Origin of the sequence: Aliiglaciecola sp. CAU 1673, assembly GCF_029223185.1 — a bacterium.
Taxonomy (GTDB): domain Bacteria; phylum Pseudomonadota; class Gammaproteobacteria; order Enterobacterales; family Alteromonadaceae; genus Bowmanella.
The window spans coordinates 129,700-153,447 of record NZ_JARHUG010000002.1 but is presented as its reverse complement, the minus strand read 5'-3'; the positions used below and the strand labels follow the sequence as shown (position 1 = coordinate 153,447).

General features: G+C 51.0%; 20 protein-coding genes and 2 pseudogenes. 10 read left to right on the top strand and 12 right to left on the bottom strand.

Going from position 1 to position 23,748, the window contains the following annotated elements:
- Positions 1-42: 42 nt before the first annotated feature.
- Positions 43-1,542 carry a DUF3336 domain-containing protein gene (locus P2G88_RS02490; RefSeq protein ID WP_275794052.1) on the top strand — a complete coding sequence of 500 codons (1,500 nt, stop codon included), beginning with the start codon at positions 43-45 and terminating at the stop codon, positions 1,540-1,542.
- A gap of 64 nt (positions 1,543-1,606) precedes the next feature.
- Here P2G88_RS02490 and P2G88_RS02485 read toward each other — a convergent pair whose 3' ends face one another.
- Both P2G88_RS02485 and P2G88_RS02480 read right to left on the bottom strand, forming a co-directional pair.
- Positions 1,607-2,200 (bottom strand): hypothetical protein, encoded by a 594-nt coding sequence (locus tag P2G88_RS02485; protein ID WP_275794051.1) that lies wholly within the window; start codon positions 2,198-2,200, stop codon positions 1,607-1,609.
- A gap of 103 nt (positions 2,201-2,303) precedes the next feature.
- The gene (locus P2G88_RS02480; protein ID WP_275794050.1) at positions 2,304-2,660 is read right to left on the bottom strand and encodes a phasin family protein; all 357 of its coding nucleotides are present in this window, start codon (positions 2,658-2,660) and stop codon (positions 2,304-2,306) included.
- Positions 2,661-3,070: 410 nt separating this feature from the next.
- Here P2G88_RS02480 and P2G88_RS02475 point away from each other — a divergent pair, with 410 nt between their 5' ends.
- The 9 genes from P2G88_RS02475 to P2G88_RS02435 all read left to right on the top strand — a co-directional run bounded on the left by P2G88_RS02475 (position 3,071) and on the right by P2G88_RS02435 (position 13,297).
- Positions 3,071-4,027, top strand: a complete 957-nt coding sequence (locus tag P2G88_RS02475) for a MoxR family ATPase (protein WP_275794049.1) — start codon at positions 3,071-3,073, stop codon at positions 4,025-4,027.
- Positions 4,028-4,038: 11 nt separating this feature from the next.
- Complete coding sequence (locus P2G88_RS02470) at positions 4,039-4,977, top strand: DUF58 domain-containing protein (RefSeq protein WP_275794048.1); 939 nt, start codon at positions 4,039-4,041, stop codon at positions 4,975-4,977.
- Positions 4,974-5,462, top strand: a complete 489-nt coding sequence (locus tag P2G88_RS02465; RefSeq protein ID WP_275794047.1) for a DUF4381 domain-containing protein — start codon at positions 4,974-4,976, stop codon at positions 5,460-5,462. The genes P2G88_RS02470 and P2G88_RS02465 overlap by 4 nt, the downstream gene beginning before the upstream one ends.
- Positions 5,455-6,450, top strand: a complete 996-nt coding sequence (locus P2G88_RS02460; RefSeq protein ID WP_275794046.1) for a VWA domain-containing protein — start codon at positions 5,455-5,457, stop codon at positions 6,448-6,450. The genes P2G88_RS02465 and P2G88_RS02460 overlap by 8 nt, the downstream gene beginning before the upstream one ends.
- Positions 6,450-8,387, top strand: coding sequence for a VWA domain-containing protein (locus P2G88_RS02455; protein ID WP_275794045.1), 1,938 nt, complete (start codon positions 6,450-6,452; stop codon positions 8,385-8,387). The genes P2G88_RS02460 and P2G88_RS02455 overlap by 1 nt, the downstream gene beginning before the upstream one ends.
- Positions 8,387-10,066, top strand: a complete 1,680-nt coding sequence (locus P2G88_RS02450; protein WP_275794044.1) for a BatD family protein — start codon at positions 8,387-8,389, stop codon at positions 10,064-10,066. The genes P2G88_RS02455 and P2G88_RS02450 overlap by 1 nt, the downstream gene beginning before the upstream one ends.
- Before the next feature lie 25 nt (positions 10,067-10,091).
- Complete coding sequence (locus P2G88_RS02445; protein ID WP_275794043.1) at positions 10,092-11,951, top strand: DUF885 domain-containing protein; 1,860 nt, start codon at positions 10,092-10,094, stop codon at positions 11,949-11,951.
- 97 nt (positions 11,952-12,048) lie between these two features.
- A complete protein-coding gene (locus P2G88_RS02440; protein ID WP_275794042.1) occupies positions 12,049-12,606 on the top strand; it encodes a sigma-70 family RNA polymerase sigma factor in 558 nt (185 codons plus the stop codon).
- Positions 12,599-13,297, top strand: a complete 699-nt coding sequence (locus P2G88_RS02435) for a DUF3379 family protein (RefSeq protein ID WP_275794041.1) — start codon at positions 12,599-12,601, stop codon at positions 13,295-13,297. The genes P2G88_RS02440 and P2G88_RS02435 overlap by 8 nt, the downstream gene beginning before the upstream one ends.
- A 15-nt stretch (positions 13,298-13,312) precedes the next feature.
- Here the strand turns inward: P2G88_RS02435 and P2G88_RS02430 are convergent, their stop codons facing one another.
- The 10 genes and pseudogenes from P2G88_RS02430 to P2G88_RS02385 form a co-directional block, all read right to left on the bottom strand.
- The gene (locus P2G88_RS02430) at positions 13,313-14,359 is read right to left on the bottom strand and encodes a chemotaxis response regulator protein-glutamate methylesterase (RefSeq protein WP_275794040.1); all 1,047 of its coding nucleotides are present in this window, start codon (positions 14,357-14,359) and stop codon (positions 13,313-13,315) included.
- A gap of 9 nt (positions 14,360-14,368) precedes the next feature.
- Positions 14,369-14,953 (bottom strand): chemoreceptor glutamine deamidase CheD, encoded by a 585-nt coding sequence (gene cheD / locus P2G88_RS02425; RefSeq protein WP_275794039.1) that lies wholly within the window; start codon positions 14,951-14,953, stop codon positions 14,369-14,371.
- A gap of 31 nt (positions 14,954-14,984) precedes the next feature.
- Complete coding sequence (locus P2G88_RS02420) at positions 14,985-15,809, bottom strand: CheR family methyltransferase (RefSeq protein ID WP_275794038.1); 825 nt, start codon at positions 15,807-15,809, stop codon at positions 14,985-14,987.
- 180 nt (positions 15,810-15,989) lie between these two features.
- Positions 15,990-17,789, bottom strand: a pseudogene (locus tag P2G88_RS02415) (methyl-accepting chemotaxis protein); the annotation flags it as partial.
- Positions 17,790-17,798: 9 nt separating this feature from the next.
- Positions 17,799-17,987: pseudogene (locus tag P2G88_RS02410) on the bottom strand (HAMP domain-containing protein); the annotation flags it as partial.
- 948 nt (positions 17,988-18,935) lie between these two features.
- Positions 18,936-19,448, bottom strand: coding sequence for a chemotaxis protein CheW (locus P2G88_RS02405; RefSeq protein ID WP_275794036.1), 513 nt, complete (start codon positions 19,446-19,448; stop codon positions 18,936-18,938).
- Positions 19,445-21,412 carry a chemotaxis protein CheW gene (locus P2G88_RS02400; protein ID WP_275794035.1) on the bottom strand — a complete coding sequence of 656 codons (1,968 nt, stop codon included), beginning with the start codon at positions 21,410-21,412 and terminating at the stop codon, positions 19,445-19,447. Before P2G88_RS02400 ends, P2G88_RS02405 begins: the two co-directional genes overlap by 4 nt.
- A 17-nt stretch (positions 21,413-21,429) precedes the next feature.
- Complete coding sequence (locus tag P2G88_RS02395; protein ID WP_275794034.1) at positions 21,430-21,795, bottom strand: response regulator; 366 nt, start codon at positions 21,793-21,795, stop codon at positions 21,430-21,432.
- 7 nt (positions 21,796-21,802) lie between these two features.
- Complete coding sequence (locus tag P2G88_RS02390; RefSeq protein WP_275794033.1) at positions 21,803-23,467, bottom strand: fused response regulator/phosphatase; 1,665 nt, start codon at positions 23,465-23,467, stop codon at positions 21,803-21,805.
- Positions 23,460-23,744 carry an STAS domain-containing protein gene (locus P2G88_RS02385; RefSeq protein ID WP_275794031.1) on the bottom strand — a complete coding sequence of 95 codons (285 nt, stop codon included), beginning with the start codon at positions 23,742-23,744 and terminating at the stop codon, positions 23,460-23,462. Before P2G88_RS02385 ends, P2G88_RS02390 begins: the two co-directional genes overlap by 8 nt.
- Positions 23,745-23,748 lie beyond the last annotated feature (4 nt).

Below are 23,748 nucleotides of genomic sequence, written 5' to 3'. Positions count from 1 at the left end.
GGCATTTGATCATGATGAATAATTAGCAGTGTGAATGACGCAATGGCAAAGAAAGATGAGCTTCGAACATTGGATTTGGCAATCGCCAACGCCAATAGTTACCAGGAGTTTCTGGAGGCCAGCCTGGCTCACGACCGGCTGTCTGGCGCCGAAGAATGGAAGCAAATCGACAAGTCCAATGATTTTGATTATCGCCTGATCCAAAAACGCGTACAGCGGATGAAACTGGCCAAGGCCAATAAAGATGCCACCGGTCTGATGTTTATCCTGCATGAAGGGATCCACGGTAATCTGGGCAATATATCTAACCCTATACTGGGTAGTTACTCCAAAGTCGGTACCAAAAGACTTATTCAGGAGTTCTTGGATGAAGTCTGCTCGGCGCTGGATTTTATTTATCACGCCGATGAGCAGGATGTCGATTTCCACGAGAAGCTAGCCTTTTTTGAAGAAACGACACATGCCTACGGCAGAAGCTGTTTAATGCTAAGCGGCGGTGCCGGCCTGGGTTTCTTTCACTGTGGGGTAGTCAGCTCGTTGCTGGATCACAATCTGCTGCCCGATGTTATCTCCGGCGCCAGTGCCGGCTCTATTGTGGCCGCTCTCGCAGCCACCCGCCGGGAAGATGAGCTTAAACATATGCTCACCGCCGAAGTTATCTATGAAAAGTTTCGTAAGTGGAGCATTTGGCGCGGTCCTGGTAAAGGCAGCTGGTTGGACAGTACCAATCTGGAAAATGCGCTGATCGAGCTTTTCGATCTGATGACGTTTGAGGATGCTTATCACCTGACTGGTCGCCATGTCACTATTACGGTGTCTCCGGCCGATTTACACCAATACTCCAGGCTACTTAACGCCAAGACCTCTCCCAATGCCATCATTACTCAGGCTGTGCGGGCCTCTTGTGCAATTCCCTGGGTGTTTTCACCGGTGCAATTGCGAGCCAGAAACCAGGCCGGCGAGATTGTGCCTTATATCCCCAGTCGTAAGTTTGCCGATGGCTCACTGATGGCCGACATGCCATTTAGCAGATTGGCTCGTCTTTACGGGGTTAACCACAGCATTGTCAGTCAGACCAATCCCCTGGCAGTGCCCTTCTTGTCCAGACGCAAGCATCACTCCCGTGGGCTTATCGATATGACCACCCGCCATCTTGCCAATCTGGCCAAAACCAACAGCGTCTTTGCGTTCGATATACTGGAAAACATCATACCCGGTAAGGCTACCAAGCTGGGTATTCATAAGCTGCGCTCCATTATCGACCAGCAATACGTGGGCGACATCAATATCCTGCCTGAGCGTGGTCTGGGGAATTTGAAGTATCTGCTCAGCAACCCTACCGAAAAGGGTATTGGAGAATTGATTAAGAAAGCGGAAAAGGCCACCTGGCCGCAATTGGATCTGATCCGTCGTAATACCCAGATCAGTAAAACTTTCCGTTTCTATCTGAATAAGCTGAAAGCCAGAGAAACCAAGATCCTGGCCAATCGGGCTGCCAAGCGTAAAGCGGCTCAAGCCACTGCGGCAAGTGGTGGACAGTAAGAGCGGGGACTAGCCAATAAAAAATGCCGGGAATTTCCCGGCATTTTTTATTGGGCGATGTCGATTAAGACTGAGCAGGCTTGCTGCGTCTCGTCGCAGGGCGCTTGGCGGCAGTACTTGGCTTTGCCGCAGTGCCACTGGTACGCTTTTGCGTCGCAGGTTGTTTTACTGGCGCAGCCTTTGTGGTGCTGGTTGCCTTGGCAGCAGGAGCTGGCGCAGCTTTGGGTTTTTCGGACTCAGCCGACTTGGGCGCAGCGGTTTCCGCCTTCTTGCTTGCCTGCACTTTGGCTTCAGCCGCCTTCTTGGCAGCCGCCTTTTTACGCTGCAGCTCAACCACAACAGCGTCTAAATCGTTGAGGGTTTTTTCCAGCTTGTCCGTGGCACTGGCCAGTGCATCAGGCTCTGGATTCAGTCTGGCTTTGATAGCATCGATGCTCTTATTCACCCAAGCTGGCACCGCAAACTTGTCTTTCAGATTGGCTTGCAATTGCTCTTCTACCTTTGAGCCGCGGGCGATAAGGTCATTGAGACCGCTTTGCGTTTGCTCTACGAATTGGTCCAACTTATCCGCAGCCACTTCGCGACCCGCTTCATATGAACCCAATCCGGCAAGCCAAGTCTTACGACCGGTATTTTCAATCTTTTTGGTGTCTTTCATTGCTCTGCTCCAAAGTCCCTGTTGTGGGCCTGACCCGAGTGCGTTTGCACATGGGCGCTGGAAAAGAACAAAGCCTGACCAGGTCAGGCTTTGTCAGCTTGCCTTACTTAGCGTCGGCCAGCTTAGAGACCTGGGCGCTCAGAGCGTCGATCTTGGCAGACAGCTCGTCAACCTTTTGCTCCATGTCTGATTTGTCCAGACCCAGCTTCTTGCGTACTTCGGCAACGCGGGCTTCAACGTTAGTAGTTTCTTTGAACTTGTCTTTCGCATCGGCTTCGATTTTGCTACCTTTAGCAACCAGTTCTTCGAAGACTTTGGAAGCTTCGGCGTTCAGCTTCTCGTAGCGACCTTGTACTTCGTCTACGCTCTTGCCGTAAGCGCCAAGGCCGGCCAGCCAAATTTTACGGGCAAATTCTTCAGCGTCATTTACTTTTGATTTCAGGTTATCAATCTTGCTCATGGTGTAGCTCCTGTGGTTGGTTTACGGTTGAAATGATATGGAAGTAAATTAGAAACCGCATACTAAATAACCAACCACCTTAAAAAAAATCCCAGAAAATACCTAACCAATTGTTTTTAAACATTTTCTTTTTTATCGTCAGCTCAACTAAATGATATGGCTTTTTGTAACATTGTTTTTTCTGAGCTTGTCCCTATATATGGCAACATAGCGAAAACCGAATAACGGATACCGGACACGAAGAACCGGTTAGCGAATATCGGAGTCTTTAGCAACTGCGCCCGACTGGCGGCCAGTACTGGGGTAAGGCTCACTCTCTTAATGAGCTACTGAAATGAACCTTTCGCCCCACAGCCTGTCTGTTGGATTCGCTCCGGCTATTTTCTTTTTTACTTTATTGCGGAATCACCATGGCAGCCGACCAATTCAAAAAACTACAAACCTATCTCGACTCCCAGGTGCTGGGCCAATCCAGCTTGACCCGTAACATCTTGATTGCCCTACTGGCAGATGGACACCTTTTGGTGGAAGGCCCTCCCGGTCTGGCCAAAACACGAGCCGTCAATGCTCTGGCCAAGGGAGTAGAAGGAGATTTTCATCGTATTCAGTTTACCCCTGACTTATTGCCGGCGGATTTGACCGGTACCGATATCTATCGTCCTGAAGACGGTAGCTTCGTGTTTCAACAAGGTCCGCTGTTCCACAACTTGATTCTGGCCGACGAGATCAACCGGGCCCCGGCCAAAGTGCAATCAGCCTTGCTCGAAGCGATGGCAGAGCGCCAGATCACCGTGGGCAATAAAACCTACACCTTGCCTCAGCTATTTCTGGTGATGGCCACCCAAAACCCGATTGAGCAGGAAGGCACTTATCCATTGCCAGAAGCGCAGTTGGACCGTTTTCTGATGCATCTGGAGCTGGATTATCCCAGTGCGGAGACAGAGCTGGCTATCCTTCGTCTTAACCGTAACGAAGCGCTGGATATCAAGGCAGAGCCTGCGCCCAATATCAGTCAACAGGATATATTTGCCGCCCGTCAGGCATGCCTGAGTATTCATCTGGCCGAGTCCTTGGAGCACTATCTGGTACAAATTATTATGGCGACCCGTAAGCCCGGTGCCTTGGATCCTGATTTGGCCAAGTGGATCGAGTACGGCGCCAGCCCCCGCGCCACCATCGCTTTGGATCGTTGCGCCCGTGCCCATGCATGGCTTAGCGGCCGTGATTTCGTCGGCCCCGATGATATTCAGGCTGTGGTGCATAATGTGCTGCGCCACCGGGTACTGCTCAGTTACGACGCCGAAGCCGAAGGGGTTAGCACTAATCAGGTGCTGCATCGCATTTTGGAACTGGTTCCTGTGCCATAGGGAGCACTGCCATGCAGCAACAGGCAATGCTTTGGCTAGAGCAACATAAGGCCGACGGTGTCAATTTGTCGGCCGCAGAACTGCTTTACTATCAGAGTAAAACAGGCTTGATGGATCTTCGTCCCAGGCGCAGCATTCAGGCCAAATTGGCTGGCACCTACCTGGCGAAAACCAAAGGTCGGGGAATGGAATTTGATGAGGTCCGTCATTATCAACCCGGTGATGATATCCGCGCCATTGATTGGCGGGTAACCGCCCGTACCGGCAAAACCCACACCAAACTCTACCGTGAAGAAAAGGAGCGCCCGATCTTTATTCTCACTGATCTTGGCGCAGGTATGCACTTTGGCACCCAGTTTCTGTACAAATCTGTGCAGGCCGCCCATTTAACAGCACTTATTGCCTGGGCAGCTCGCCAACGCGGCGACCGCATCGGCGGCCTGATTTTTAATCAGGATCAGCATCTGGAATTTAAACCACTGACCAGGCAAAAGGCCGTACTGAGCCTGCTGCATGGTTTGCTGGAACTGCACAAACCGGTTGCACAAAGCAACAGTAACCTGAGTCTGGATGATGCCCTGTCACGTCTCAGAAGACTGGCGCGCCCCGGCAGTTTGATATTCCTTATCAGTGACTTTGCCAAGGTCACTGAGGTTACCCGCCAGCATCTGTCGGCCCTGAGCAGTCACTGTGAGCTGGTTGCCCATCCTATCAGCGATCCTTTTGAGCAGGCATTGCCCAAAGTTAACGCCCCGCAGCAGGTAAAACTGACAGATGGTGCGCAGATGACGCAGGTACTCTTGGGTGACAAGCAAACGGAAGAGCGCTATCAGGAGCGCTATTTAAGGCACAGCCATCAAGTTGAACATATGCTCAAGCAGTGCCGGGTACAGGTACTACCTATCAGTTGCGCCCTGCCCCTGGAGCTGCAATTAGGAGGGAAAAGATGAACCCACTTGAGCAACTCAAAGATATTCATCTGCCTGAACCCGTTAGCTGGTGGCCCCCTGCACCTGGCTGGTGGCTAGTGGCATTGCTGACCCTTGTCTTGATCACGGCCATGATAATGCTGTGGAGAAAAAGACAAGCCAGACGCCGCGCCATACGTCAGGCACTGCACGAGCTGCAAAACCTGGATGTGCAATCCACAGATGCGCTAGCTACCATCAATGGCCTGTTGAAACGACTGACACTGACCTATTTCCCCAGAGAGCAAAGTGCCCATTTACATGGCAAAGCCTGGCTGGACTTTTTGGCCAGCCAACTACCAGCAAAACAGCAGGACAGTTTTCGCCAGGCATTCGGCCCTTTGCTTGAACAATTATACCAAAAGCAGGTTAGCACAGCGGACCTCCCAAGCTATCAACGGTTAGCAACGCAATGGATCAACCAGGCTCTGCCCCCAAAAAAGATGAAGGAGGCCAAGCATGTTTGAATTTGCCTGGCTTTGGGCATTGACCTTGTTGCCCCTGCCTTTGCTTTTCAGACTTTTGCCGCCATTGCCTAAACAGGAATCGGCGGCCCTTCGGGTACCCAAACTGGACAAAGATCTCAGTAACACGCCCTCCCCGGTCATGTCTGGTTCGGCAAGGCTGTTTGTGCCCTTGCTGATTTGGCTGTGTCTGGTGCTGGCGGCAGCTAGGCCACAATGGCTGGGTGAGCCCATCAACATTCCGGCTAAGGGAAGAGAGCTGATGCTGGCCGTTGACTTGTCAGGAAGCATGGCGGTGGAAGACATGGTGCTCAATGGCCGCGCCGTGGACCGACTGACCATGATCAAAGCGGTGCTGGGGGATTTTATTGCCAGACGCATTGGTGATCGCCTGGGCCTTATCCTCTTTGCCGATACCGCCTATCAGCAAGCCCCGCTCACCTATGACAGACACACGGTTGAACAGCTCCTGGATGAAGCGGTGATCAATCTGGTCGGTAAACAAACCGCTATTGGCGATGCCATTGGTCTTGCCGTAAAGCGCTTTGAAGAGCAAGAGGATTCAAACAAGGTGCTGGTCCTGCTAACCGATGGCCAAAACACCGCTGGTAATCTGGATCCTATGCAGGCCCTGGAGCTTGCCAAGCACCATGGCGTTACCATCTATACCATTGGTGTGGGCGCTGATGAGATGCAGGAGCGAGGCTTACTCTTTAGCCGTACCGTCAACCCCTCGCGGGATCTGGATGAAAAGATGTTGACCGAGCTTGCCAGCCAAACCGGCGGACAGTATTTTCGTGCCAAAGACACCCAGGGACTGGAATCTATTTACGCGACCCTGGATATGCTTGAACCCATCGAGCGAGACGCGCGACAAATGCGTCCTCTGACGGCTTTATTCCATTATCCATTGGCTTTGGCCCTGCTGCTCTCCTGCATGATGTGCCTGCCAGCGATACTACGCTCCGTGCTGTCAAAAAGGAGCCTGTGATGCAGACCTTTATGGAACAGTTTCACCTGCTCAGACCCTATTGGCTGTTAGCCTTGATTCCGCTGGCCCTGTTATGGTTTTCAATTAAAAGGCTACAGCAACAGCAAAGTGGCTGGCGCCATCTGGTGGCCGGACACCTGTATCAACATTTGATAGTGACCAGTGGCAATGTGGGCAAACGTCCTCCGCTGTGGTTGCTGTGCCTGGCGTGGCTGCTCGCCGTCATAGCCCTGGCAGGACCAACCTGGGAGAAATTACCGCAACCGGTCTACCAATTGCATCAGGGCAATGTGGTGGTGATGGACATGTCGTTGTCCATGCGCGCTACCGATGTCAGTCCTGACCGCCTGACCAGAGCCAGGTTTAAGGCCATGGATTTAGTCAAAGCTATCGGTGAGGGAGAAACCGGCCTGGTTGCCTATGCTGGCGATGCCTATGTGATCAGTCCTTTAAGTAGCGATGGACAAACACTGAATAGCCTTATTCCCAGTCTTTCACCGGAAATTATGCCGGTACCTGGCAGTGAACCCGGGGCGGGGATCCGTCTGGCCATAGAGCTGTTAGGCAATGCCGGTTACCCTCAAGGGGAAATATATTGGATCACCGATGGTATTGAACCCAGCCAGGTAGCGGTCATCTCCGATCTTATTCTCTCCAGCCGCTACCGCCTCTCAATCCTGGGTGTGGGCAGCGAAGAAGGAGCCCCCATTCAATTGGAAAATGGCGAATTGATGAAGGACGGTAACGGCTCTATCGTCATCCCACGCCTGGATGAAAGCTCGCTGAAACTGCTGGCCCGCAAAGGTGATGGTCGCTTCGCACCAATGCAAGCCGATGACAGCGATATTCAATATCTGACCAATCAGTTGCAACTCGAGCGGCAAAACGAGCAACAACAAGAGCAAGAGGATAGTTTTGGTGATCAGTGGCAGGAAATGGGCCCCTACCTGTTACTGCTGTTGCTGCCGTTGGCCGCCTATGGCTTCAGGCGCGGCATTCTTAGCATACTACCGGCCCTGCTCTTAGGCTGCGGCTTAATCACACCGATGCTTTACAGTCCCCAAGCTCAGGCAAATTGGTGGGACGACCTGTGGCTAAATGCCGACCAGCAAGGCCAGCAAGCATTTAGTGCCCAAGAGTATGCCAAGGCAGCGGAGCAATTCAATGATCCGCTGTGGAAAGGCAGCGCCCACTATAAAAACGGCGAATATGAGCAGGCTCTCGAAGATTTTCAGGGCTTAGACAGCACCGACGCCTTGTACAACAAAGGCAACACCCTGGCGCAATTAGGCAAACTGGATGAAGCCATAGAAGCCTACAACCAGGTGCTTAAACAAGATCCTGAGCATGCAGATGCTGCCGCCAATAAAGCCTTGCTGGAAGAAATGCAAAAGCAGCAACAACAGCAGAATCAGGATCAACAGGACAAAAACGACCAGGGAGACCAGGGAGACCAGGGAGACCAGGGAGACCAGGGAGACCAGGGAGACCAGGGAGACCAGGGAGACCAGGGAGACCAGGGAGACCAGGGAGACCAGAAAAATAGCGAAAGTTCATCTTCCAAACAAGACAATCAACAGCAGTCATCGCAAGACCAACAAGGCGGCGATCAGCAGCAGCAGCAGCAGCAGCAGCAGCAAGACAATGCTGATGGCGAAGATCAGCAAGCACAAGATCAATCAGAAGAGAGTAAGGAGCAGGAGGCACAGCAAGCCAAGGCTAAACCTTCTGATGAAAAGCAATCTGCAAAGGAAAAGGGCTCATATGTCCAACAAAGCCAGATGAGTGAGCAAGAAAAAGAAGAGCAGCAACGTATGGAAAATTTACTAAGACGGGTGCCTGACGATCCGGCATATCTCCTTAAACGCAAAATGCAGTTGGAAAACCAACGTCGTCAGCGTGAAACCCTTCCCAATCGATTGCAGAGGAATTGGTAATGCGTAAAAGCATGAATTGGTTTTCCCTTCAGGCGTTTTGTGCCTTTTTGATATTGTTCTTTTATACTCTCTCCGCCTCCGCAGCGGTCACCGAGGTCAGAGCCTCGGTAGACAAAAATCCAGCGATGGTGGATGAGGCGATCAATCTGGAAATCACCGCCAATGACGCATTGGACGGCAATGCACTGGATACCTCGGCGTTACTCAAAGATTTTGTGGTGGGTCACACCTCCGTTAGTAGCCAGACCCGTATTGTTAATATGGACATGACGCGCACCACCACCTGGACCACACAACTAATCCCCAGACAGCCTGGGCGCTACGAAATCCCCAGTTTTGAGATTCAGGGAGTACGCAGCGAGCCCATCCAGCTGATGGTGCTACCCGTTTCAAGTGCGACCCGTGCCCAGGCCCGCGATGTGTTTGTCACGACCGAAGTGAACACCACCAGCATCTATTTGCAACAGCAACTGCAATATAAAGTACGGCTGCATTTAGCCCAGGATTTGCAACGAGGAAGCCTTTCCACACCAAGCCTGGATGGCGCCGATATCCGCCAGGTAGGCAAAGATGTGGAAAGCACCGAAATCATCGATGGCAGACGTATGCGCATTATTGAGCGTAACTTTGCCATTATTCCCCAGGCCAGCGGTCAATTCAGTATCCAGGGTCCGGTGTTTGAAGGGGAAGTCGTGGATGCAAACAGCCCTTCCTTTGGTTTGTTTAACCGAACCAAGCGACTCACCCGCATCGGCCCGGCCATCGACATTGAGGTCAAGCCAGTACCCGCCAATTATCAAGGCCACTGGTTACCCAGTGAAATGGTTACCCTGCACGAAGAATGGTTGCCGGCCAACGGTGAATATCGCGTTGGTGAACCCATTACCCGCACCGTGACCCTCACCGCACTGGGTGTCGTAGACCAATTGCTACCGCCGATTGAGGCCAGCTATCCCGATACCGTCAAAACCTACCCTGACCAGGCCAATAGCGCCACAGTAGATAAAGACGGCCGGCTGATTGCACAGCGCACAGAATCCATCGCTATTATTCCTTCTAAGCCGGGCGAAATCACCTTACCCGAAGTGCAACTGACTTGGTTTAATGTTAATACCGGAAAAAATGAGGTCGCCAAGCTGGCCCAAAAGACCTTACAAATTTTACCGGCCCTGTCTGATACGCAGCGACCGCTGCCACAACTGCCTCAAGTGCAACCTGATGCGCCAGTCGCTAATATTCCGGCGGCTTCTCCAACCCAAACTAACGGCTGGTGGTCACTGAGCAGTAGCTTTTTGCTGGCACTATGGTTACTGACCCTGCTAGGCTGGTGGTGGACCAACAGAAGCAAAAAAATTCAGCACCATGAAGTAAAAGATAACGCTCATTGGGCAATGCTGAGTCAAGCCTTGTCAGCGTCCGATTCATCGGCAGTCATTAGCCATTTAGGGCCATTTTTGGCCAACGAACTTGGCATCATGGCAGCACTGCCTGAGCTTTGTGAGAAACTTGATGACAAGGAATTAAAACAGGCGATTGATGAGCTAATGATTCATCGGTATGGCAGAGAAAGCCAAGCCTGGACAGGGGTAAGATTGCATAATGCGCTTAAGCAATGGCGCAAACACAATAAGATAACAACGGTGTCTGGCACGGAACTGGCGTCGCTGCGCCTTGAATAAAAACATAAAAAAGGGGGGAACGCCCATGAAACCACTATTTTACCGCTTTCCGATGACACTGATTGCGTTATCGTTGGTCGCCTGTTCACCGGCACAACAACAAAGCAATACATCGCCAACACCATCTCTGCAATCCGCCGACCAGATACAGACGGCAACCCAGACTGAATCCGAGCGGCTAAAGGCGTTTTTTGCTGAGAGTTTTGAGACCGACCTGAAGCGCTCTCCCATGACCCAAAGCTATCTGGGATATAAATGGGACCAAGATAAGTGGGATGACATTTCCCCCGCTTTCGAAGATGAAACTCTGGCCTTGCTACAAAAGCGAAAAGCCACGGCTGAAGCTTTCGACACCAGCAAATTAAGTGATGCGGAGCGCCTCAGCCTAACGCTGTATTTGGCCGATATTGCACGCCAGTTGGAAAACGATAAATTCCGCCACCATGACTACATCATGGATCAATTTCGCGCCTGGCACACCACCGTCCCCAGTTTCTTGATCAACATCCATCAGGTCAGCGACCTGTCAGAAGCACAAGCCTATATTGCCAGGCTTAACGGTGTTAAGCCGCTGTTTGACCAGCTGAGAGAGCAATTAAAACTACGTGAACAGTTAGGCGTGTTTCCGCCCCAATGGTCTTACGATCAAATGATTGCGGCGTCCGAAAATGTGATCTCCGGCAAGCCCTTCGAAGAACAGGGCGAAGATTCAACCCTGTGGGCAGATTTTAATGCCAAAGTAGCGGCATTATCGGTTACCGATGCGCAAAAGAATGAACTGTTGGAGCAGGCCAGAACCGCGCTCAATACGCAGGTAAAGCCAGCTTATGTGGCGCTGATTGAAGAGCTCAAACACCAGCAAACCTTAAGCCCGGAAGGTGATGGCGTATGGCGTTTACCCGATGGCGATAAGTGGTATCAAAACCGTCTGGCTTGGTTTACCACCACCGATATGAATGCTGATCAGGTACATCAAATTGGCCTTGAGAATGTCAGTCGCATCCATGAGCAAATGAAAGTCATCATGCAAAAGGTAAACTTTGAGGGCGATCTGCAGGCATTTTTCGAATTTATGCGCACCGACCCGCAGTTCTACTATGCCAATACAGAAGAAGGTCGGGACAAATACCTTGCCGAAGCCAAAGCCTTTATCGATGTGATGCGCAGCAAACTGCCTGATTATTTTGGTCTTACCCCTAAAGCAGACATGATGGTTAAACGGGTCGAAGCCTTCCGTGAGAAATCGGCCGGCAAAGCCTTCTACCAGAGTCCTGCCAAAGATGGCTCCAGACCCGGTATTTACTACGCCAATCTGTATGATATGAACAGCATGCCGACCTATCAGATGGAAGCATTGGCTTACCATGAAGGTATACCGGGACACCATATGCAATTGGCCATTGCCCAGGAGCTTGAGGGTGTCCCTGAATTCCAGAAATACCTGTCTTTTACCGCCTATACAGAAGGATGGGGGCTTTACACTGAGGAATTAGCAAAGGAAATGGGCTTTTATCAGGATCCCTATTCTGACTTTGGACGCCTTGCTATGGAGCTATGGCGTGCCTGCCGACTGGTGGTAGACACTGGTATTCATGCCAAGAAGTGGAGCCGCGAGAAAGCCATCGCCTACTTAGTGGAAAACACCCCTAATCCACAGGCTGACGCGACCAAGGCCATCGAGCGTTATATTGCTATGCCGGGACAGGCGACAGCTTATATGATTGGCAAGCTCAAAATTATAGAGCTGCGGGAATGGGCGAAAGCACAATTGGGCGATGCCTTTGACATTCGCCAGTTCCATGATCAGGTACTCAAAGATGGTCCGGTACCGCTGGATGTGTTGCAGGAAAAGATCGAAGCTTGGGTAGCGTCAAGCAAGGTCTGATACTATCGACAAAGAGGCGCATTGCGCCTCTTGTTCATTCTGGTGCATGATTTTTAGGCCGAAAAAGAGGCTTTGCCAAGGGAATTTCAGGAAAACCATGTTTTTACGAAAGCAAACATCCAAAGCCACGGTCTCTTCGGACATGCAAAATAAACAAAAACGCTATGAAGCCCTGGTCAGGGCACTGCACGGTGATCTTTACCGCTATGCCTACTGGCTGATTGGCGATAAAGCTATTGCTGAAGATGTGGTGCAGGAGACCTTCCTGCGTGCCTGGCGCTCCCTTGACTCGCTTAAAGACGAAAAGGCAGCCAAAGCCTGGTTAATTACCATTTTACGACGTGAAAATGCGCGGCGCTTCGAGCGCAAGCAGTTTGATCTGGTGGATATGGACGATTACCCGCTTAAAGACGAAGGACCCGATCAACAGGATGATTTGGAACATCGTGAGTTACATGGCTTGATCGCTAATCTCGCAGAGGAATATCGAGAGCCATTGGTGTTGCAGGTTATGTTTGGCTATAGCGGTGAAGAAATCGCTGAGCAACTGGGGCTTAACAAAAATACGGTGATGACGCGTCTTTTCCGTGCCCGCAATCAGATTAAAGAAGCGCTTGAACAAACAGACCTTTCCGGGGGACGTAAAAATGGATGATTTAGAATTTCGCCGTGCCATTTATGCTGACCCACAATCGGATGATCCGAAACTAAGGGAAGCCGCGGCAAAAGATCCAAGCAGGCAGCAGTTTTGCAAAGAAATGAAACAGCTGGATGAGAGATTAAAACAGGCCACCAAGGTAGCAGTGCCTGATGGTTTGGCTGAGCGCATCCTCCTGCGCCAATCCATGCAACATTACCGTCAGCAGCGAAAGCGCCGCTTTCAATGGGCGATGGCCGCCTCTGTGGTATTGTGCCTGGGCCTTGCCTTTAACCTATGGCAAAACCGGGATATTGATATGTCGGCCCATGCTTTGGCACATATCTATCACGATGAAGATGCACTGAGTGCCGATGAGCATGTGACCCTGGCTCAGGTGAATGCCAAATTAGCCAGCTTTGGTGGTAACTTTAGCGATGAGATTGGCAAAATCAGTTATGCTAATTTTTGCTTTATGGATGGCGTAAAAAGCCTGCATATGGTGCTGGAAACCGAACAGGGCAAAGTCACCGTCTTTATTCTGCCCAACAAAAACTCGGCCAGTGATCACCCTTACTTTGCCGATGACAAATACCAAGGTCATGTGGCTGAATTTTCACAAGCCAGCATGATAGTGGTTGGTGAAAAAGACAGTTCGCTGGCCACACTGGAAGCTAAGTTAAAAGAAAAGCTGCGCTTCTCTGCCTAGCCTAAACGAACGGACCTACAAACGGCTACCAGCACCGAGTTTGCGCAGTTGCTCGATGACCCTTGGGGCAATGCGGTCGATAGGTAACACTTCCGCGGCCGCGCCTAAGCGAATGGCCTCTTTGGGCATACCAAAGACCACACAACTTTGTTCATCCTGCGCCAGGGTAAAAGCGCCCTGGCGGTGAATTTCGGCTAACCCTTCAGCCCCGTCCTTGCCCATACCGGTTAAAAGCATGGCTACCAGGTTACGGCCGGCCACCTTTGCCAGTGATTGAAACATCACATCCACCGAGGGCTTATGCCCACTTACCCGCTCGGTATCCAGTAACTTGATACGATAGTCTGCCCCACTCTTTTCGATGACCATATGCAAACTACCCGGTGCCAGATAGGCGTGACCAGGCAACACCCGCTCTCCGTCCTTAGCCTCAGCAACACGCATGGCGCATAGGCCATCCAAACGCTTTGCATAGGTGGTGGTGAATCCTGGCGGCATGTGCTGTGTGATCAACACCGCAGGCGAGTTGGCAGGCAAGCGGATCAATACTTCCTTGATAGCCTCTGTACCGCCGGTAGACGCGCCGATGGCAATCAATTTCTCGGTAGACAGGGATAGATTGGAAGGTGGAGGCGCCGATACGGGCTTATCCACACGTTTAACCTTGGCTCTGGCACAGGTGCGGATCTTATCCAGGATAAGATTACGGTATTCTTCAATCCCCTGTGCCACACCGATTTTGGGCTTGGCAATATAATCCACTGCCCCTAATTCCAGCGCTCTTAAAGTGGCTTCGGCCCCGGCTTCGGTCAAGGTGGAAATCATCAATACTGGGGTCGGTCTGGCTTTCATCAGCCGGTCTAAAAAGGTCAAGCCATCCACCTTGGGCATTTCAATATCCAAGGTGATCACATCCGGAGCATGGGCGTTGACCATTTCCCTGGCTACATAAGCATCCTGTGCAGTCCCGACCAACTCCATCCCGGGCGCTTGCCGGATAATCTCACCGAGCAATTGACGAATTAACGCTGAGTCATCCACTACCAGTACTTTAATCGTCATTGCCAAGTCCTAAAAAAGATCCACATCGCCACTTTTGGGCACCTGGCGAAGACGCATACGGTATTCGCTTTCTCTGTCCATGATGGTGCTGTTATGCAGGGATTTAATCTTGCGCACCATCACCTTGCCAGTATCCGGGAAGAAATACACTTTACGTGGATATTGATCCAAGAGGTCACTGGCCAAAATCGGGATCTGTTCAGTTTTCAGATACTGCAGCACAAAATCCACATTGCGCTCACCGACAGTATTTTGGGTGAGTCCACGCAATACATTGCCCCCACCGAATATCTTCGCTTCCAGAGTATTACGCCTGGCCCCCAGCTTGACCATATGGTTGATCAGGATCTCCATGGCATGCACGCCATAGCGGGCCGATTCAGACCACACCGCATTCTCACTGCTGCCTTCATTGGGTAACAGGAAATGGTTCATTCCACCGACCATGCGCACAGGGTCACGCAAACACACCGACACGCAGGAGCCAAGCACTGTCACAATCATGGTCGGATCTTTAGTGACAAAATACTCACCCGGCAGAATCTTGACCGCATCGCGTTCGAAATGGCGATCAAAGTAACGATTAGGGGCCATATTCTGGTCGTCTATTTCGTATCCAGACACATCAGCCTCGCTTTACCGGTGCATAGGTGGTCTTGCCAAGGTGCTTGACCAAATTGGGAGCATGAGAGAAGTTTTCCGAATGACCAGCCACATACAATCCCCCTTCCGGCATCAGGGCGACCATCTTGGCCAATATTTCCAGTTGTGTTTCCTTATCGAAGTAAATCATCACATTGCGGCAGAAAATCACTTCAAAGGGGCCATGTATTGGCCATTTATCGTCCATTAAGTTGATGCGTTGATATTGCACCATCCTTGCCAACTCCGGCACTACCCTGACTTTACCGGCTTGCTTGCCCGTACCTTTTTGAAAAAACATTTTGCGCCGCTGTTCATCAATGTCCTTAATCCGATCAAGCGGATAAATACCTGCCGCCGCTGTTTGCAGAACACCACTGTCAATATCAGAAGCGATAATTTCTATGGGGCCGCCAAAGCGCCCCTGTGCTTCCACTACGGTCATGGCAATGGAATAAGGCTCCTCTCCGGTGCTGCTGGCGGCACACCAGATACGCTTCACCGGATGGGTTAGCAGGTAATCATGCAAAATCTTGAAGTGATGGGCCTCGCGGAAAAACGCTGTCAAATTGGTGGTCAAGGCATTGATAAAGAACTGAATTTCTTCCTCATGGTTTGCCACATACTGCAAATAGGGTTGAAAGCCTGGCAGTTTCAAGGTGCGCAACCGTCTGACCAGGCGGCTGTAAACCATGGAGTCTTTGCTGTCAGCCAGGCGGATGCCGGTCAGGTGGTACAACAACTCCCTGACCTTTTCAAAATCCACCCGGCTGTACGCAAACTCTTTGCCTTCACCTAATGTCGGCATTGCGCTTACCCCTTAGAAGCTCTCCCATTCATCTTCTTGGGGAGGAGCAGGTTTCACCAACTTGGTGGGTTTACCACCTTTGTCTGCGTTACTGCCCTGCATTTTGGGTGTTTGCGACAGCGCTTTGGGTAAAGCCTGACGGTGCGAGGGTGCTGGCGCACTCAACATCGCACCGCTGGTTTTAAAGGTGGCAACTTGATTGGCCAGTTGTGCTGCCTGCGATTGCAGGCTCTCGGAGGCTGCCGCCGCTTCCTCTACCAATGCCGCGTTTTGTTGGGTCATTTCATCCATCTGTGTGACCGCTTTACCGATTTCATCAATGCCCGACGCCTGTTCAGCAGAAGCTGCGGCAATTTCCGACATAATGTCATTCACACGTTTAATGGCATTGACGATTTCACGCATGGTATCGCCGGATTGATTAACCAAGGTGTTGCCGTTTTCAATCTTCTTCACCGAGTCCGAAATCAGTGCTTTGATGTCTTTGGCGGCATTCGCTGAACGCTGAGCCAAAGTGCGCACCTCTGATGCAACTACCGCGAATCCCCTACCTTGCTCACCGGCTCTGGCCGCCTCAACGGCAGCATTCAGGGCCAGTATATTGGTCTGGAAAGCGATTCCGTCAATCACACCGATAATGTCACTGATCTTCTGTGCCGATTCATTGATGGAGGCCATGGTGGTCACCACCTGCTGGATAAGGCTGCCGCCATCTACTGCCACATTAGAAGCCTGAGAGGCCAGGCCGTTGGCCTGTTTGGCGTTTTCGGCGTTAAGGCGCACTGTGCTGGTCAGCTCTTCCATACTGGAGGCAGTTTCTTCCAGACTGGCGGCCTGCTGCTCGGTACGGCTGGACAGATCCGAGTTGCCTTGGGCAATCTCACTGGAGGCACTACTGATGGTATCTGTCGCCTCACGAATATCGCCAATCATGGAGCCGAGTTTGTCGGCGGTATTGTTACAATAGTTTTTGAGATCTTCGAAGGTGCCTTCGTAATCACTGAGGATACGTTGGGTTAAATCCCCTTCGGACAGCGCCAACAGCACTTTGGCAATGTCTTTGAGACCGCTGTCGGTGGTGCTGATCAGGCTGTTAAGCCCTTCGGCAATGGTCAGCATAAAGCCGTCCTTGCCTTCGGTGGTGATTTTCTTGCTGAAGTCCCCTCTTGCAGCAGCAGAGACCAATCCTGACACTTCCTGCTCAGCCATGATCTCCTGCGTGCGATCCAGCCATTCCACCACCGAGCCTATACGCTCACCGGATTTGCCATAGATGGGGTTGGCAATCAGACGGAAATGCAGATTGCCAACCTTAATCTGGCTTTCATAACGTCCCTGCAAACGCTCCAGCAATGCAGCCTGGTGTGCTGGGTTTTTGTGGAAAACATCCATCTTATTGTTGATGATTTTATCCACAGAGAATTGCGGCAGACTCTTACGCAATTCTCCCTCCACATTTCTGAGCATGGCCTCAACGGATTTGTTCATATAGATAATGGTACGGTCCGCATCGGCAATCATTACGTTGGATGACGTGGCATTTAAGGCTTCGAGGATACGGGTCGTACGTCGCTCTTCCACCATAGCAGCAGTGATATCCTGCCATTCGACCACCGTCCCCATACGCTCACCTGAGTCAGAGAGTATGGGGTTAGCAATCAAACGAAACTGCAGGTTACCTACCTGAATTTTGGTTTCGTATTTGCTGGAAAGCTTATCCAGCAGGCTTGCCTGATGAGCCGGATTCTTATGGAAAATATCCATATTGGAACCGATTATTTTATCCACCGAGAATTGGGGTAAGACTTTACGCAGCTCCTCTTCAACCCCGCGCAACATATCTTCCACCGCGCTGTTCATATACACAATCTTGCGGCTTACATCGGCAATCATGACGTTGGAGGAAGTATTATCCAGGGCTTGTTTAACCCTGAGCGACTCCCGGCTCTCATTAGCGGCGCTACTGAGCTGCTGGTTCATCCCATCCAGCGCCAGATTCAGTTGGCCAATTTCATCCTTGCGCTCGGTGTCCAAATGGACATTAAAGTTGCCCGATGCAATAGACTTTGCAGCCACGATCGCCTGTTCGATACCACGACGAAGTGAAGAGGCTACCCAATAAGCTCCCACCCCTGCAACACCCAGGAAGATGACCAGTGCCAGCAAATTAAGGGTCATCGATGCACTATCATCACTGAGACGACGTGACAACTGTCCTTCCAGTTCGCGGCTTAGCCTGTTGCCTAAATCCACTGAAGAGGCCACTAAGGCAGATACATCGTTGAAGTATTGAGTGGATGAATAGGTCAGTATGTCTTTGTTTAACAACTCAGTTTGTAACAAGGTCTCCAGTGCTTGTACCTTGCCGCTGAGTTCTCTGACTTCACCCAAATAGTTTCGCAGGCTTTCATCATATTCGCTTGCCGTTTCAAGCTGATTAACGAAGGCAGTCAATGGATAGTCGAGTTCTCCAAACAGGCCACTTACCGCTTGTTTGTCTCTGTCCGAGGCAACCCCCGATAAAAAGGCGTTGGTTCCCGCACCGCGAATTTGTCCAATCAGGTTGTTCACATGGGGCGCGTGTTCAAAGAGCGCCATAGCCAGATGATAAGAGGAAGGTTTGGGATCGTAATTCATTCCTGACTTTTGCACGATATCGGATAATAACCCTTTGATATCCTTGACCAAGACATTGTGCTCAGCAAAAGACTGCTCAACCGTGTGACTACTGGTTGCAGCTGACAGGCTACGCCACATCCTGGAAGCATCTTCCTGCTCTCTTAGTAATTGTGGATCAGCCAATTGTTTTTGCAGGCTGTCACCCAGTTCTGCCAATCGGCTGCTTACCTCGGATGCTTTGCTATTCAACGAAGCCGCAATCTGTGTATCACCACTCAACAATCGCCCGGACATGCCACGATGTTCAGTTAACACCTTAAGTAGCTCAACGGCGGTCACTGCTGGTTTAATGCCACTTAGCTCCCGCTGTGTCAGAGACTGCTTGTCCAATGACATATCAAGGAGTGAATAGACAGGTAAGGTAATACCTACTACCAATAACAGCGCCACCATCAAAAACTTATGGGACAGCTTGAAATCATCTAACCACTTGCTCAGTTTCATGTCTCACTCCTGACCAGTCATTTGCTTGCTTTCGAACAGTCCCAGTTCCTCACTTGAAATCAGGGCTTCGATATTCACCAAAATCACCATTTGCTCGCCCACCTGAGCCAGCCCATATAAATACTTACTGTCGAAGGCAACACCAAACTCCGGCGGTGGCCGGATATCGTCTTCGGTAAGATTGATCACATCAGACACCCCATCCACAACAATGCCCACTATGCGGCCTTTCACCATCAGCATGATGACAATGGTAAATTCGTTGTAAGTAGCCTGGCCGACATTAAATTTCATGCGTAAATCGACAATAGGCACGATGTCGCCTCGAAGATTCAGCACTCCTTTGATAAAGGGCGGCGCGTTGGCAATCTTGGTGACCGGCTCATAACCGCGGATTTCTTTTACCGCCATAATGTCCAGGGCGTAATGCTCTTCCCCCAACACAAAGCTGAGAAACTCTCTGCTCTCGCCTTGCAGCACATCACTTATGGCTGAGGCTTTGACCACATTCTTCATGACGTTTGCGGCTCCTTCTTTTGAACCTTCACTTCGGATGCCAGAGATTCCACATCAAGAATCAGTGCCACGCTGCCATCCCCCATGATGGTGGCACCGGCCACCCCCATGATGCGTTTGTAATGTTGTTCCAGACTCTTGATCACCACCTGTTGTTGACCTACCAAGGAGTCCACCAGCAAGCCAAAACGCTTCTTGGCACTTTCAATCAGCACCACAATGCCTTTTGCCGGATCGGTCTGTGCACCATCAAGCCCCATATGTTGATAGAGATTGAGCATCGGCCAGTACTCCTCCCTGACCCACAGCAATTTGTCATTACCAAGACTGCGAATCTGGCTTTCATCGGGCTGAATGGATTCGATGATATTGACCAGCGGCACTACATAGACCTGATTGCCTACCGCCACCGACATGCCATCGACAATGGCCAGCGTCAGGGGCAGACGAATCACAAAGCTGGAGCCTTGCCCGGCGCTGGATTCAATTTCAATGCGCCCGCCAAGTGATTCAATGTTTCGGCGTACAACGTCCATGCCCACTCCACGACCGGAGACGTCGGTGACGGCGGCCGCAGTGGAAAAGCCGGCCGCAAAGATCAATTGCCAGACTTGCTGATCGGTTGGGTAATCCGGCACTGCAATGCCCTGCTCTTCTGCCTTGGCCAAGATGCGCTCGCGGTTGAGTCCGCCGCCATCGTCAGAGACAGTGATAATAATGCTGCCACCTTTTTGCTCGGCGCGAAGCAATATATTGCCTTGCGCCGGTTTGCCGTTTTCAACCCGCTTTTGCGGCATTTCCACGCCATGGTCGATGCTGTTGCGGATCAAATGGGTGAGTGGATCGACGATTTTCTCAATCAACCCTTTGTCCACTTCGGTGTTGCCCCCCTCAATGGTCAGTTCCACCTGCTTACCCAACTTGCCTGACAGATCCCTGACCAATCGGGGGAATCGGTTAAACACAAAAGAGATAGGTAACATACGCATGGACATCACCGCTTCCTGAATTTCACGGGTGTTACGTTCGAGCTCATTCAGGGCGGTCATCAATTTGTCACGACTGCCGCCCCCATCATCACTGCCAATCATATTGAGCATGGATTGGGTGATCACCAATTCACCCACCAGATTCACTAAAGCATCAATCTTGTGGGTGTCTACACGAATAGTGGTGGATTCCACAGATGCAGGAGAGGCTGCTTGCGGAGCTGCCTTTTTAACATCCGCTGTTTTAGGTGGAGATTTGGGCTCCTCGGGCAGAGGAGGCGCCGCAGCAGGAGGAGCTTGCATTGTTGCAGCAGCCGGTGCCACGGGTTCGAAGAAACCAAAGCCGTCCTCTTTTTCTGTTTTTGCAGGCGGCTCAAAAAATCCAAAACCCTCTTCTTTTTCTGTCTTAGGCAAAGGTTCAAAAAAGCCGAAGCCATCGTCCTTCTCTTCTTTGCCTATAGGCTCAAAAAAACCAAAGTCTTCGCTTTCTTTTACCTGTTGTGTTTTCTCATACAGGCCATAGGCCGGCCCTGGAGCTTTCACGGGGCTATCAAATAATGCGTAACCGGCTCCTTTTGCCGGTGTTTTTGCCCCCAGAATCGCTTCTAATGCCTGGGTACCTTGCTCAATGCTGGCCCAGTCTATTTCAGTATTACTGCTGTAGCTGGCGAGGATAGATTTCAGGATGTCTGTGGTGGATAGCAGCCTGTCAACAATGGCCACTGACATGGGCATTTCACCTTTACGCGCCTTATCCAGCAGGTTTTCCATCACATGGGTCAGGCCGGTCAGCGCATCGAAGCCAAAAATACCGCTGCCACCTTTGATGGAGTGCGCTGCACGGAAAATGCTGTTGAGCTGCTCAGGATCGGGCGCTTCTGGATCTAAATCCATCAGCAAGTGTTCCATCTCAGCAAGGTGCTCTTGGCTTTCCTCGAAGAAAACGCCGCGAAACTGCTCCATATCAATAGACATACCGGCTTCCTTTGCCCTTAGCCCATGACTTTGGCAGCAATTTCCAACAGCTTACGTGGGTCGAAAGGTTTAACCATCCACCCTGTGGCGCCAGCCGCACGGCCTTGCGCCTTCATTTCATCACTGGCTTCTGTGGTCAGTACCACAATAGGGGTCGTGGCAAAAGCCGACAAGGTCCGCAGAGACTTGATCAGGGTCAGGCCATCCATACGCGGCATATTCTGATCGGTGAGCACAAAATCGAAGCGCTTGGTTTTACATATATCAAAGGCTTCCTGTCCATCCTTGGCCACGGTCACCCCATAACTGGCAGACTTCAGAGTTGCCTCCACCATTTGGCGGATGGAGGGTGAATCATCAACAATTAACACTTGTTTTGTCATTTTATCCTCAACTTAACACCACTTTTGTGAAATTCCCCGGCGGTTGACAGTCCACCTCCCGGCATATTTTTTTCACTAAGGCCAATCCCCTGCCGCTAAGCGCCAGTTCATTCGCTTTAACCAGCTTGCTGGGGTCATAACCAGGCCCACTGTCTCGGATGGACAAGTGAATTTCCTGGGTTAACGGTTTCCATTCGAAGCGAATTTCCAAACGATCCTTTTCGCTTAAGGAGGCGGCGCGCTCTTGTCTTTTATCCAGGTACACCAGAAAGCCATCGGCATCGTTTTTTAAACTGGAAGGCACGCCTAAAATGCCATGATCCGTCGCATTGGTGACCAGCTCAGCACAGACCGTAAAGGCCTTATTACGAAGCTCAATGTCCATAGAGGTTTGATTCATGATCTTGTCCAGACTGGCCAGTGGATCCATGGCCAGAATTTGTGGCCCGCAGAGATTCAGCTCCATCACAAATTCGCCGGATACCCTGACGGCGTTTGGATCTGGTGGTTCCTGACTGAGTATGTCGCCGATATCCACAAAGCAATAGGAGATATCATCCTGCCAGTCCTTGGATGGCCGATGGGCCTCAAGTGCACTTTCAAGCTCTCTGACCAATGCCTCATTGCTATTCTGTGCCAACAGCTTCAATACATCCTCTCGGCCAAACCACTTGTCCTGGTCATCGGGACACTCAAGCAAGCCATCGCTGCAACAGAAAATGGCCGATACCCCATCAAGGCTAATAGATTGAACCGAGGCATCAAATTGATGGGCCTCTAAAGCCCCTAAGGGCATGTTAGATGAAGCGACGCTCTGTAATGGCTGACCATTGTCATCCAGCAGCAATACCTCAGGCATACCACCATTCCAGATATGCACCGCCCGGCGGTGTACATCAATCTCCAGCATCACAGCGGCCACAAATCGATCACCCGGCATATCGAGAAACAGCTTTCGGTTCATCTCGTAAGCCAACGACGAAAGGGAGCAGCCTTTACCCACCATTGCGCGAAAGATGGAAACCACAGGCAAAATGCACATGGCTGCGGCAAGACCATGACCGGTGGCGTCCACCAACATGATCAACAAATTACCCGAGGGAGACTGACGGCTCAGCAGCAAATCGCCACTAAAATAGCTGGATGATAAGAGATTGTGGTGTATGGCACTGTGATGACTGTTTTCGGCAAGATGCTCGTACACATGCCTAGCCAACCTTTCCTCACGGTGTTTTTCATCCAACAGTTTATCCAGCTCTAACTTTTGCGCCTGCACATGATGATGAAGCTTGTGCATATACAAAAAACGGCTGAGTTTAAGCCACAACAATTCAAGATTGATGGGCTTTTTCATAAAGTCGCTGACGCCGTGTTTAAAACATTCCTGCATCAACTCTCCAGCATCATCGCCGGTGACCATCAGCACGGGAATATTGAGGTTACGCTCCGCCATAAAGCCCAGAAGCGACTCACCCACACCATCAGGAAGATGATGATCCAACAGCATGCAATCCACTTTTTGCCGGCTAAGCAAATCACGGGCTTGCGCTAAAGACAGCGCCAGCAAACATCTGAGTCCCTTGCTTTGCAGGAACTCACTTAACATCATGCTGTACACCTTGCTGTCTTCAACGATCAGCACGGTGTTAGGCTGAGCGGCCGTTTCAGTCATACTGATAGAGTTTTTTCATATTGGCCATATTGAGGATATCCAACGCCGTTCCTCTTGCTCCCCTGAGGCTGGTTTTAATGTTCAGGGCCGAGGCTTTACGGTGTAAAAGCACCATCATGCCCAGCGCAGAGCTGTCTAGATAATTGACCCGGCTAAAATCCAGCTGAATGGTCTTGGCCGATTTCTCATCCAACACTTCCTGATATTCCTTGGTAAATTGCTGATGACAGCTGAAATCAAAACGCTCCGGCAAACTTATGCTGTGTATTTCTTTCATAGGG